The sequence below is a fragment of the Nitrobacter sp. CN101 genome (genome assembly GCF_055390255.1).
On sequence record NZ_AP038833.1, the window covers coordinates 3385375 to 3398058 of the forward strand.

8 protein-coding genes, 3 pseudogenes and 2 other annotated features are annotated in these 12684 nt (G+C 55.7%); of the genes and pseudogenes, 5 read left to right on the forward strand and 6 right to left on the reverse strand.

Annotated features, from left to right (window positions below):
- Window positions 1–197: 197 nt before the first annotated feature.
- A complete protein-coding gene (locus tag ACZ5IL_RS16965) occupies window positions 198–2120 on the forward strand; it encodes an ABC transporter ATP-binding protein/permease (protein ID WP_464593313.1) in 1923 nt (640 codons plus the stop codon).
- Window positions 2121–2251: 131 nt separating this feature from the next.
- Here ACZ5IL_RS16965 and ACZ5IL_RS16970 read toward each other — a convergent pair whose 3' ends face one another.
- Window positions 2252–2377 (reverse strand): hypothetical protein, encoded by a 126-nt coding sequence (locus tag ACZ5IL_RS16970; RefSeq protein WP_464593315.1) that lies wholly within the window; start codon window positions 2375–2377, stop codon window positions 2252–2254.
- A gap of 185 nt (window positions 2378–2562) precedes the next feature.
- On the opposite strand from ACZ5IL_RS16970, the gene ACZ5IL_RS16975 reads away from it, so the two are divergent.
- The gene (locus ACZ5IL_RS16975) at window positions 2563–2715 is read left to right on the forward strand and encodes an aa3-type cytochrome c oxidase subunit IV (RefSeq protein WP_464593317.1); all 153 of its coding nucleotides are present in this window, start codon (window positions 2563–2565) and stop codon (window positions 2713–2715) included.
- A gap of 509 nt (window positions 2716–3224) precedes the next feature.
- Here ACZ5IL_RS16975 and ACZ5IL_RS16980 read toward each other — a convergent pair.
- From ACZ5IL_RS16980 to ACZ5IL_RS16995, 4 genes and pseudogenes are all read right to left on the reverse strand, one after another.
- Window positions 3225–4393 (reverse strand): IS3 family transposase gene (locus ACZ5IL_RS16980; RefSeq protein WP_464593319.1). Its coding sequence is split into 2 segments (ribosomal slippage): window positions 3225–4129 and window positions 4129–4393, totalling 1170 coding nucleotides; the frame shifts between segments, so codons are not numbered across the junction.
- 54 nt (window positions 4394–4447) lie between these two features.
- Window positions 4448–5160, reverse strand: a pseudogene (locus ACZ5IL_RS16985) (IS3 family transposase); the annotation flags it as partial.
- Window positions 4763–4879, reverse strand: a sequence feature (AL1L pseudoknot). It overlaps the preceding pseudogene by 117 nt.
- Before the next feature lie 543 nt (window positions 5161–5703).
- Entirely contained in the window at window positions 5704–6123 is a 420-nt protein-coding gene (locus ACZ5IL_RS16990; protein ID WP_464593321.1) for a hypothetical protein, read from the reverse strand.
- A gap of 31 nt (window positions 6124–6154) precedes the next feature.
- Window positions 6155–6928 carry a hypothetical protein gene (locus ACZ5IL_RS16995; RefSeq protein ID WP_464593322.1) on the reverse strand — a complete coding sequence of 258 codons (774 nt, stop codon included), beginning with the start codon at window positions 6926–6928 and terminating at the stop codon, window positions 6155–6157.
- A gap of 521 nt (window positions 6929–7449) precedes the next feature.
- Between ACZ5IL_RS16995 and ACZ5IL_RS17000 the strand changes: the two genes are divergently transcribed.
- The 3 genes and pseudogenes from ACZ5IL_RS17000 to ACZ5IL_RS17010 all read left to right on the forward strand — a co-directional run.
- Window positions 7450–9735, forward strand: coding sequence for a P-loop NTPase (locus ACZ5IL_RS17000; RefSeq protein WP_464593323.1), 2286 nt, complete (start codon window positions 7450–7452; stop codon window positions 9733–9735).
- 123 nt (window positions 9736–9858) lie between these two features.
- Window positions 9859–11052: a polysaccharide biosynthesis/export family protein gene (locus tag ACZ5IL_RS17005; RefSeq protein WP_464593324.1), complete on the forward strand. Its 1194-nt coding sequence runs from the start codon at window positions 9859–9861 to the stop codon at window positions 11050–11052.
- Window positions 11053–11209: 157 nt separating this feature from the next.
- Window positions 11210–11341 (forward strand): annotated as a pseudogene (locus ACZ5IL_RS17010) (IS3 family transposase); the annotation flags it as partial.
- 43 nt (window positions 11342–11384) lie between these two features.
- On the opposite strand, the pseudogene ACZ5IL_RS17015 reads toward ACZ5IL_RS17010, so the two are convergent.
- A pseudogene (locus tag ACZ5IL_RS17015) lies at window positions 11385–12610 on the reverse strand (IS3 family transposase).
- Window positions 12213–12329, reverse strand: a sequence feature (AL1L pseudoknot). (Overlaps the previous pseudogene by 117 nt.)
- Window positions 12611–12684 lie beyond the last annotated feature (74 nt).

A 12684-nucleotide genomic window follows, 5' to 3' on the forward strand; every position in this document is an offset into this window, starting at 1 on the left:
CCCTCGATCAAGGGAGGTTAGCTAATGATCGAAAAACTAATCCTGAACATGAGATCAAGCTGCGCACATGGCTGCGGACGACCGTAGCTTGTCGGGTGCGTTTCCTTTTGCGAGCAGACCCCATCTGAGCGTCATCCCGACCGGGCGCGGTACGCCACAGACACTGACGATACCCGTATAACCGAGGTCGTGAGCGAATGCCGAAGCCGCCGATCCTTGAAGTTGTCGCGGAGACCGGACAACCAGTTGAGCCTCCGCCTCCGGAAATCTTGGAGCCAAACGCGGATCTCTCGCCGGAAGAAATTGAGCAGGCACGCAGGGACTATCTGCTCACGCGATTCTGGATCAGCGCCAAAGGATTTTGGGGTGCCAATGGCGGCGAGCTGGCATGGGTGTTGTCTCTCGGCCTGATCGCCTTGATTATTACAAATGTCGCATTTCAATATGCCATCAACGTCTGGAATCGCGCGATCTTTGACGCCATCGAGAAGCGCGACTCCGCCACGGTTTATTATTTAACGGGGGTATTCTTCCCGCTCGCGATCGGCAGTGTGGCGCTCGGTGTTTTTCAGGTGTTCGCACGCATGGGCATCCAGCGCCGCTGGCGCGCGTGGCTGACCGATTCAGTGGTGTCGCGGTGGCTAACCAACGGCCGCTACTATCAACTCAATCTTGTCGGCGGCGATCACGAAAACCCGGAATATCGCATCGCCGAGGATCTGCGAGTCGCCACCGACGCGCCGGTGGATTTCGCCTCTGGCGTGATATCCGCCTTACTCTCGGCTGCAACCTTTATTGTCGTGCTCTGGACTATCGGTGGCGCTCTGACCCTGACAGTTGGCGGGTCGACATTTACCGTACCAGGCTTCCTGGTGGTGGCGGCGGTGATCTATGCCGGAGTAACCAGCAGTTCGATGGTTTACATCGGACGTCACTTCGTCGCTGTTTCGGAGAGTAAAAACCAGGCCGAAGCCGAATATCGCTACGCGTTGACGCGCGTTCGCGAGAACGGTGAAAGCATCGCCCTGTTGGGTGGCGAGGAGGAAGAGCGCAGCGGAATCGACAGAACGTTCGCCAGCGTCATCAAGCAATGGGCGCTCCTCTGCGGTCAGCACATGCGCACCACCATCGTATCGCAGGGATCGAGCCTGATCGCTCCGGTCATCCCGCTGTTGCTATGCGCGCCGAAATTCCTCGATGGCAGCATGACGCTAGGACAAGTGATGCAGGCCGCATCGGCCTTCACCATCGTGCAAAGCGCGTTCGGCTGGCTTGTCGACAATTATCCCCGTCTGGCTGACTGGAATGCCTGCGCGCGGCGGATTGCGTCGCTGATGATGTCGATCGACGGGCTGGACCGGGCCGAGCGTGGCGACGGCGTCGGCCGCATTCAGCGCGGCGAGACCGAGAACGACGCGATGCTCAGCCTTAACGACTTGTCCGTGACGCTAGACAACGGCACCGCCGTGGTGGGAGAAGCGGAAGTGATCATCGAGGCCGGCGAGCGCGTGCTGGTGGCGGGCGAGTCCGGGACCGGCAAAAGCACGTTGGTGCGTGCTATCGCTGGTCTTTGGCCATGGGGTGGCGGCAGTGTCAGTTTCCATCCAGACCGCCGGTTATTCATGCTCCCGCAAAAGCCGTACGTGCCGTCTGGAACGTTACGTCGCGCTGCCGCCTACCCCGCTGCTGCGGAAGACTGGACTCTCGAACAAATTGGCACTGCTCTGGACAAAGTAGGACTTGCTCACCTCAAGGAGCGACTTGAGGAGGAGGCACCCTGGGACCAGACGTTGTCGGGGGGCGAAAAGCAACGGCTCGCCTTCGCCCGGCTGTTCTTGCATAACCCCGATATTGTCGTGCTGGACGAAGCAACATCCGCGCTCGACGCTAAGAGCCAGGACAAGATGATGGACCTCCTCAATAAGGAACTCCCTAATGCCACCGTCGTCAGCGTGGCGCATCGCGTCGAACTCGAAGCCTTTCATACGCGAAAAATCGTTCTGGAGCGAGGCAAGGGTGGCGCGAAGCTAGTCAGCGATATTGACCTCATTCCGCGCAAGGGAAAACGCCGCCTGCTGGGTCGTTTCCTGCGCCAGCGTCACCGCAAGCTATCCCGCTGAGGTGGATACACTGCGAAGTTCTCCAAAGGCTGCCCAGGTTGACCGTAGCGCCAACAACGCGCCTGCCATTCGCAACGAACTATTGTTTAGGCGGTCCGGCTGAGGACAGCTGACTTCGACGAACACCTTCCTCACGCGACGAAAAGGCTGATCAAATGGATCATCAGCTTTGCCGCACAGACCGCGATGCCGAAATCCGTCACCATCAGCAAAAATTGTCTCTCATGTTCATCCAATTCTGAGAAGATTCTGCGCATTGGAGATCCTCCTCCCCGCGCAAAACATTCTCTATCGCTGGTTTGTTCCAATCTCGCATACTGCGCCGTGCCACGCCGCCTTCCACCCCAACGCCTCACATGATCGTGACACGCCGAAGGATCGACGGCGGTAGAGATTGCGCTAATCTCTCAATGCAAGCTCAACGTGCCTTGGGAGACTTGAAATGTCAGACCATAGCGAGATTGTGTACTCAACGTCGGATGGAATGGACTATCCGGCTCATGAGCGGCAGTACAAAGCGTTCATTAAGGTAGGGACGACCGCCACAGCGGCCGTAGCTACCATTGTCGTGTTGATGGCGATCTTCCTCACTTGATTGTGCGATCACCGCTCTAAAGGCCGGCATTTCTGCCGGCCTTCTTCTTCGCCGCCGCGGACCAATCACGCACGAGAGAAGCGCCTCCCCCGCCTGAGCCGTATTGGATTGTCCGGACGCATAACAGCGCGGGTGTTAGAATGGTTCGAATGATCATCGAATTGCCTTGTGAAGCCCGTTGATAGTTTTAGGGTGAACTTCCGTGTTGGCGGTTTAAAACCGATCCGGTGCGGCCCCGGCGCGCCGCTTCCCAGGACCGCGCGTCGGGGGACTTGATCTCAGGCGAGATTTGTTGCGGATCAACCCGCCGGAGCTTCAACCGCCGAAGTGATTCACTGGACCGATGTTTTGTCCTCTCTCCTTCCATCAGGCTCAGGCATCGGAAACTTCGTGCGTGTCCGGTTGATCAACACATCCATGATCGACGGCGACGGTTTCACCCAGCGCAATTCATCGCGGAGCCTGTCCAGCGCATTGGCCTGCCCCTATGAGGTGGTCCGGTTTCAGTCTTAATGCATAATCGGCTTTTCGGCCATTGCTTGCGCTGCTGGCGGAAGCGATCCGGCTGGCTTTGAAGGCCAGGCGATGGCCTCTGGCGCCGGCGGTTTATATCCGAGCGATGAGTGTGGTCGCTCGGTGTTGTAGTAGCGCCGCCATGCCTCGATGATGACCTTGGCCTCGGCGAGGCTGTAGAAGATCTCACTGTTGAGCAGTTCGTCGCGAAGCTTCGAGTTGAAGCTCTCGCAGTAGCCGTTCTCCCAAGGGCTTCCGGGCTCGATGAACGCGGTCTTGGCGCCGACAGCTGCAATCCACTCTCGCACTGCCTTGGCGATGAACTCCGGCCCGTTATCAGAACGAACGTGGCCGGGCACGCCGCGTAGGATGAACAGGTCCGACAAGACGTCGATGACGTCGGTCGAGTTGAGCTTGCGATCAATCCGGATCGCCAGACATTCTCTGGTGAACTCGTCGATGATGTTGAGCATGCGGAACTTCCTGCCATTGTGGGTCCGGCCCTCGACGAAGTCATAGGACCAAACATGGTTTGGATGCTCGGGCCGAAGCCGGACGCACGATCCGTCATTCAGCCAGAGTCTGCCTCTCTTCGGTTGTTTCTGAGGAACCTTCAGCCCCTCCCGCCGCCAGATACGCGCGACACGCTTGGCATTCACCGTCCAACCCTCGGACCGCAGCATCGCCGTGATCCTGCGATAGCCATAGCGGCCGTAGCGTAAGGCCAGACTGATGATGTCGGTCGTCAATGCCTCTTCATCCGGTCGGCTTTGCGGTTTCTTGCGCTGGGTCGAGCGATGCTGGCCCAGAACCTTGCAGGCAAAGCGCTCCGAGACGGAGAACTTCACCATGACATGGTCGACGCAGCGGCGACGGCGGGAAGGGCTCAGAAGTTTCCCGAGGCAGCCTCTTTCAGGATCAGCTTCTCGAGCGTCAGGTCCGACACTGCCTTGCGCAGCCGGTCGTTCTCTTTCTCAAGCTCTTTCAAGCGCTTTACCTGATCGCCCTTCAGGCCACCAAACTCCTTGCGCCACCGGTAATACGTGAACTGCGTCACGCCGATCGAACGAACCGCTTCGCCAACCGATCTGCCTTGTGAAAGCAAAACATCGACCTGGCGCAGCTTCGCGACGATCTCTTCCGCCTTGTGCTTCTTCTGGGGCATTCCAATGTCCTCTCTAACGGCTAATAGCCTAATTCAGGGAGGACCACTTTTCAGGGGGCAGACCACATGGAATTGGCGGTTCACATGGTCCTGCGGGCAAGCCGCGGCCTTGTCCTGCATCGTTGTGCGGACTGGTTTGCCGCGGATCACGCCCTGGAGGCCGAGGTCGGCCATCAGGCGCTCGACCGTACAACGCGCGACAACGACGCCTTCGCGGTTGAGCTGCCGCCAGACCTTCCGTGCGCCGTAGACTTCGAAGTTCTCGGCGAAGACACGTTCGATCTCCGGCTTCAACACCAAATCCCGGTGCGCCCGAACCGATAACTTCGAAGGATCAACCCTCTTGGCGACGTGGTCATGGTAGGTCGAGGGGGCAATCGGCAGAACCTTGCAGATCGGCTCGACCCCATAGACCTCGCGATGATCGTCAATAAACGCGATCATGTCTTTGACCGGCGGTCAGGCTCCGCCTGGGCAAAATACGCGGATGCCTTGCGCAGGATCTCATTGGCTTGCCGGAGTTCACGGTTCTCGCGCTCCAAAGACTTCATCTTGGCGGTCATGTCCGTCGATGCGCCAGGACGCTTGCCGGTGTCGACCTCCGACTTCTTCACCCAGTCGTTCAATGTCTGGCCTGTGCAGCCGATCTTCGCGGCAACCGAGGTAATCGCAGCCCATCGCGACTGACGCTCATGCTCGTGATCAAGGACCAGTCGGACAGCGCGGTTGCGGACCTCAGGCGAAAACTTGTTGGTCGTCTTACTCATGGTGGCTCCATCCTCTCAAGAGTTGGAGCCTCCGGCAAACCCAGGGCGGTTCAGTCCGTCTCCGTGATCGACGGACTCTACCCAATTCTGGAGGAAGTTCAGGGTCTCAGGTCACATACCTTTTAATTCAACCATCGACGCACGATGACGATCGCAAGACCAAAAGCGACGGCTAGAAAAAAACCCAAAAAAATTTGCTTGTCGTCTTCTGTAGAAAGTTGGCTTTTTATGAAGGTAGCCATGCGCTGAAGCGTGCACATCATAGGTACTCCCGAGCCATTTATTATAATTCATCTCAGCAAAGCGCGAACCGGCTTTGGGCGCGCAGGCCCTCGGCGGTCGACAACTCCCGACCTCACTCGGGGATTCCGATACCCGATAACACCCCTACCAAAGTTGATCTGACCGTGGAGTCTCCCAGCTCTCGCTCGCGAGCTTGCCGTCGTGTGGTTTACCGATGAGCGCAAGTGAGACAGTCCGCGGCCATACTTGGTCCTTCCCTCGTAAGGCCGCCTCAATGTGGCGGAATTACCTTGGCAACTCTCACTTCGGCTCCTGCGTACCCATTTCGGCCCAGGGAATTTGCTCATTTTCACATGAAGTCATCACGACGAACACGGGTGGAATCCGCGAGACCCAGCCTAGCTCTCGAAGAAATCTGAACCAAAAATAATCTGCTAATGTTCGGCGAATTGGTTGTGCCTGATATTCAACGCCGCGGAAAACATAGAAGATACGATCGCTCGCCGTACTTGCTTTACGAACGAGCTCCGCTTCGTGTCCTAACGGAGAAACTCTTGCGATTCGCAAACGGCAGGTCTCGTTTCTTGCTTCGATAACCGGCATGGTCTCGATGCTCTCGTCAGTCATGCGAACATCGAACTTCTGATCTTTCAGAAACTTGACGACTGCCTCGTGTGTCTCACCTAAATTCTCCGGCCGGACCACGATCTTCCACGTCATTGTTGGTATCAGTACCAACATGATCGACCACTTAAAGGCGGATGACAGAATCATGCCGAATGCCCGCGAGGCTGATCGATACAATCAAACCCAACATGACGACGCTTAACAATACTTCAACTGCCGGGCTATGGAGCATCAAATAAAATGAGCCGTTGACGCCCATGAGGCTCATGCGAAGTACATTAGCGGCAAAAGCGGAAAAGCATACCAGCAGGCACCAGAGGATATCCTGGGAACGCCACTTGTGCCGCATGAATTGGCTAATGGTGACCCAACAAAGCAGCGCCAGCGACACATTAGCGAGAGAGGAGCATGACGGAAAAATAGCAAGCGAACCTGAATGATCGGCAAATTCAACGAGGTTTCCGGTGCGTTCCGTACCGAGCACCCACCCAACGAAGATAGCGTCGATCTCCAGTATATATTTGGCAAACAAATTGAAGATGAGCCGACTCCAAAACATCGGCACAGCGACAGCCAGAAGAACAATGGCTCCCCGACGGAACGAATCCGCCGGCCGTCCAAAAATCAAGATATACAAGCTCAATATCGTCACCGCGAGCCAACTCGCGGCGCCAAGCGGCAGGACTATCAAGAGCAAAAGGACCGCCGACAAAATCAGGTCGGTCTTTTGTACCTTCCCTGTACGATCAGTCAGAACCAACGACACGCCGACAAAGCAGGCAACCCACACTATGATGCTGACGTCAAAATTATCGACAGCCGCATTGAGCCACCCATGGGAATAAATTGATTTTACTATTCGCGCCGTCAGTCCATTGGCACATGCAATTATGTACAAGCTTGCAAACAGTTCGCTACGATCAATGCTCTCCGTTCTGATTCTATTTCTGACACTTCGCAGCATCGGACAACTAACTGTTTAGAGATAAGCCACTGACGCTTGATAGTCGACCGGACGACGTTTCGACGAGCTCGTCGACTTGGGCCTAATGCACACCCGAAACGCGGATCACCTTGGCAAGGCGACGTCCTTCAAGGAGCGCCACCCTAAACGATGTCCAGCTCGGACGATACCATGGTTTTGTATTAATTATTCTAAAGACACCTATTAAACATTATAAAGAGAGACCAGACAAAGCCTGAAATCCCGTACCTCAACTTAAGGAGCTTTTGCTGTACGCAAGGGATTCACGATAATATCAGTTAATTTTGCATTTTGATTTGGACGACTGGCTGTTTTTCAGTTTTTTTAATATATATTGAATGTCCGTCAGTCTCTGGCCTGAGCGCGATCAAGAACCGATCCATAGGTAAAATCGTATGTTACAAAGCACTCAGTCTTCAGCGGACGGAACACAGGTGACATATCGAGATAGCGAGGTCATGCCGCCGCCGGGCGGGAACAGTATCGCGGATACCTTCAACTTCGTCAAAGGTCTCGTCCAGCGCCGGTATACGTTAGTTATATATACAACCGCTATATCGCTGGTACTGGGCGCGCTTTATCTAGTGGTTACTCCGCCGACCTATACGGCCCACGCTCGACTGCTGGTGGGAAATCCAAATGTTCCGTTCGTCCAACAGCTATCGCTTGGAGCGGAGCGCTCACTCGATCGCACTCTGATAGATACAGAACTTCAGATTCTCAGATCGCGAAACATCATCGCTTCGGCCATACAACAATCTAAGTTGGATGATGGCAAACCGAAACACAAAGAAGGGCCTCCATCGGAGGGCATGATTGAAGCCTTCCAAAAATCCCTCTCTGCAACGCGAATCGATAACAGCAACGTAATCGATATCGGTTTTAGTTGGAGCAGCGCGGAAAAAGCGGCCGAAATTGCGAACGCACTTGCGAACGCCTACATCGGCGACCAACTTAACGCCAGATTCGAAGCCAACAAGACAGCGGCGCTCTGGCTTCAACAACGGCTGCATGCGTTGGGAGAGGAGGCGGAAAGCGCGGAACGCGCGGTCAACGCTTATAAGTCAAAGAATAACATTGTAACGTCTACGGAAGGTAAGCCAATTGACGAACAACGGATCGCGGAGCTGAATGGCCGGCTGGCCGCTGCTCGAGCTCAAACGACCGAGGCCACCGTGCACCTTGATCGTTACGAAAGCGCGCTAAAGCACAATCCTGAAACCTTAGATTCCATTGGGAAAATGGATGCTGCCGGATCCGACCTCCTTGCCAGTCCGATCATTACCACGCTTCGCCAGCAGTATCTTGATACGCAGCGACGCGAGAATGAATATGCTATTAGGTTCGGAAGGGATCATCTGACTGTCATAAATTTGCGGAACCGTATGCGAGAGATCCGCAAATCCATTCAGGATGAAGTGCGTCGTCTCGCGGAGACCACCAAAAACGATCAAGCAGCCGCGGAGCAACGTCAGAAAGAAATCGAAAAGCAACTGACCGAAGCGGTGGCCCTTTCGCGATCGACTAATGCTGCTGGGGTAACCCTACACGAGCTACAGACTAAAGCAAAAGAATATCGCAATCTCTACAATACATTCCTACAGCGCTACATGGGATCAATTCAGCAGCAGTCCTTTCCCACCTCCGAAGCGCGCCTGATTTATGCTGCGTCACCTCCACCCCATAAGAGCAAACCGAAAACGCTCGTCGTCTTAGCGCTGAGCCTTTTTGGGGGAATTGCCTTTGGCTCTGGTTTGGCACTCCTGAGGGAATTGATGGATCGTGTCTTCCGGACACCAACCCAATTGGAAGATAATTTGGGCCTACCGTGCTTTGCAGTGATTCCGCAGCTCACAGAATCACTAGATTACCAACCGCCCACCATCTCACGAGCCGGCCAGGAACAAGATTGCAGGACCTTGTCGAAGACCTCATCGCCGCACTGGGCAGTGGCGAATATGCCCTTGTCGAGGTTTGCCGAATCCATAAGGTCCGTCAAGCTGGGGATTGATCTGAGCCGCAGCCACTCTTCCAATAGAGTTATTGGCGTAACGTCCACACAGCCCGGCGAGGGCAAATCCACGATTGCTGCTTGTTTGGCTCAACTCATAGGTCAAAGCGGGCAAAGCGTGGTCCTCGTCGATTGCGACCTCAAAAATCCGTCCCTATCGAAGGCACTGGCGCCCAACGCAACAATCGGCGTCATAGATGTCCTTTCTGGAATGGAGCCAATTGAGCGCGTTGTATGGACGGATGCCGAGACAAGTTTAGCTTTTATACCAGCGGTGACAGAGCGCGCCGTGCTGCACAGCAGTGAAGTGCTTAGCGCCGACCCAATGCACCTCCTGGTCGAGAAATTGTGCGTTACCTATAATTACGTAATCATCGACCTCCCGCCGCTGGCCCCCATCGTCGACGCCCGAGCAAGTTCGGCGGTGGTCGACTGTTTCATTCATGTCGTGGAGTGGGGCCAAACCAAGATCGACGTCGTAAAGCATGCACTCCATGCTGCTCCAAACGTTTATGAGAAGGTCATCGGCACCGTCTTAAACAAGACCGACATGAAAGAAATGGCCAGCTATAACGGTTCGCGGAGCGACTATTACAGCGAGAGCCATTACACACATTACGGTGTGAGCGACAGCCCATCGCAACAGAGTGAGCGACACCCCATCGCACAGTCCATTTTGAAGTTGTTGCAGACAAGCCACAACTCTTGAGTTTCGAGCGCCGTAGCTTAATCTTTTTCTGTTTTCAATCCACATAAATGCGATGATCCTAGGGAATCATTTTGGGGCGCCTTGAGCCTGACGATGCGAAATTTTGCGCGGACTTCGGTTCTTTTGGCGCTTCTGGTGAGTGGATGTTCAACCGTCCCCGCCAGCGGCCCGCAAGGTATTGACGTCGAAAAGCAGTCGGAAGGAGGCGTGCCGGTAAGCCTGCCGTACGCCTCGGTAGATGTGACTCCTTCAGTCGTAAAAATTTTGGGAGAGTATACTCCGAGACTGTCGAACGCTTTCGCTAACAAGACCCCGCCGAAGGCATTTCGCTTTGGTGTCGGCGATATGGTCAGCGTGACGATCTTCGAGGCTGCGGCCGGCGGACTTTTTACGGCCGAGACGGGAGTTCGCGCGGGTAATTTCGTTACCATTCCCAATCAAGCCGTAGATCAGCACGGAAACATTACGGTGCCATATGCTGGTGCCGTTCCCGCGAAAGGACGTACGCCCCCAGAAATCGGAGCCTCCATCGTCGATCGCCTGAAGGCCCGAGCTTTAGAGCCTCAAGTCGTCGTCGCCTTAGCACTACAGAACACGTCCCTGATTAGCGTACTGGGTGATGTTCGTACGGCGGGACGATTTCCAGCCAATCCCTCTGGCGAACGCATCCTGGATTATGTCGCAAGGGCCGGCGGTCCGGTGAATCAAGGATATGACCTTTGGGTGTCGTTGGAGCGTAACAACCATCGAGCGAGCGTCCCATTTGGTGCGTTGCTTTACGAACCTAGCAACAATATCTATGTGCTGCCGAACGACATTATTTATCTTTTCACCCAACCACAGACCTTCCTTGCATTCGGTGCCACGGGGCAGCAGGGCCAGTTCAAGTTTGAGGCATGGCGCCTCTCGCTCGCAGAAGCCCTCGGCAAGAATCAAGGCTTGAACGATAATCGTGCCGATCCCAGCTTCCTATTCCTCTACAGAGGGGAAACACGGGAAGTCGCCACCCGGCTCGGAATTGATTGCAAGCGCTTCGAAGGACCGATCATCCCTGTAATCTATCATGTCAATTTGCGTGACCCTTCAGGGTATTTCCTCGCGCAAAATTTCGAGATGCGGAACAAGGATATTGTCTATACGTCCAATGCCTCGATGGTCGAAACGACGAAGTTCCTGACCTTCCTGCGGACAGTTATGGCAACGGCTAACGATCCGGTACTCTATGCTACCAACGCCAACATCTTGAAGAACGCGCTCGGTGGAACGCCCACCACGGTAATAACGACGCCGACCCCGATCACTCCGGTCGCACGCTAGATCTTTGCAGAATCCCGGCCCTTAGCCATTTGCCCATCGACCTCAGCCGGCCGTGCGGAAAACGACGCCCTTTTGGTTTGTCGTTCTGCCTAGTGGTCTGCCCCCTGAAAAGTGGTCCTCCCTGACTTAGGCTATTCGCCGTTAGAGAGGATTTGGAATGCCCCAGAAGAAGCACAAGGCGGAAGAGATCGTCGCGAAGCTGCGCCAGGTCGATGTTTTGTTGGCGCAAGGTCGATCGGTTGGCGAAGCGGTTCGTTCGATCGGCGTGACGCAGTTCACGTATTACCGGGTGGTGAACCGCCCCGGGTTTGCCGGAGGCTATTTCGTTTGAGTCACGCCGCCAGTTTCTGCTCATTGAGCATAGCGTAGTAACGTTCCTCAGCTTCGGCCGGCGGGATGTTGCCGATTGGCTCCAGCAGCCGGCGATTGTTGAACCAGTCGACCCAGGTCAGCGTCGCGAACTCGACGGCTTCGAAACTCCGCCAAGGTCCACGTCTGTGGATGACCTCAGCCTTGTAGAGCCCATTGATCGTTTCGGCGAGCGCATTGTCGTAGCTGTCGCCGACGCTGCCGACGGAAGGCTCGATGCCCGCCTCAGCAAGGCGCTCGGTGTATCGAATACTGACGTATTGCGAACCCCTGTCGGAATGGTGCACCAGGCCACCACGTGCTGGTCGCCGTTCGTGAAGCGCTTGTTCCAGCGCGTCGAGCACGAAGCTTGCATACGCCGTTCGGGAGACGCGCCAGCCGACGATGCGACGAGCGTAGGCGTCGATCACAAAAGCGACGTAGATGAACCCGCTCCAAGTACTCACATAGGTGAAGTCGGAGAGCCAGAGCATATTGGGCGCCGGCGCATGGAATTGGCGGTTCACATGGTCCTGCGGGCAAGCCGCGGCCTTGTCCTGCATCGTTGTGCGGACTGGTTTGCCGCGGATCACGCCCTGGAGGCCGAGGTCGGCCATCAGGCGCTCGACCGTACAACGCGCGACAACGACGCCTTCGCGGTTGAGCTGCCGCCAGACCTTCCGTGCGCCGTAGACTTCGAAGTTCTCGGCGAAGACACGTTCGATCTCCGGCTTCAACACCAAATCCCGGTGCGCCCGAACCGATAACTTCGAAGGATCAACCCTCTTGGCGACGTGGTCATGGTAGGTCGAGGGGGCAATCGGCAGAACCTTGCAGATCGGCTCGACCCCATAGACCTCGCGATGATCGTCAATAAACGCGATCATGTCTTTGACCGGCGGTCAGGCTCCGCCTGGGCAAAATACGCGGATGCCTTGCGCAGGATCTCATTGGCTTGCCGGAGTTCACGGTTCTCGCGCTCCAAAGACTTCATCTTGGCGGTCATGTCCGTCGATGCGCCAGGACGCTTGCCGGTGTCGACCTCCGACTTCTTCACCCAGTCGTTCAATGTCTGGCCTGTGCAGCCGATCTTCGCGGCAACCGAGGTAATCGCAGCCCATCGCGACTGACGCTCATGCTCGTGATCAAGGACCAGTCGGACAGCGCGGTTGCGGACCTCAGGCGAAAACTTGTTGGTCGTCTTACTCATGGTGGCTCCATCCTCTCAAGAGTTGGAGCCTCCGCCAAACCCGGGGCGGTTCAGTGGCGCAAGGAGTTTGGTGG

Coding starts and splice junctions, on each gene's coding strand:
- ACZ5IL_RS16965 (WP_464593313.1), top strand. CDS start 198: ATGCCGAAGCCGCCGATCCTTGAAGTTGTCGCGGAGACCGGACAACCA.
- ACZ5IL_RS16970 (WP_464593315.1), bottom strand. CDS start 2,377: ATGCGCAGAATCTTCTCAGAATTGGATGAACATGAGAGACAATTTTTG.
- ACZ5IL_RS16975 (WP_464593317.1), top strand. CDS start 2,563: ATGTCAGACCATAGCGAGATTGTGTACTCAACGTCGGATGGAATGGAC.
- ACZ5IL_RS16990 (WP_464593321.1), bottom strand. CDS start 6,123: ATGACGTGGAAGATCGTGGTCCGGCCGGAGAATTTAGGTGAGACACAC.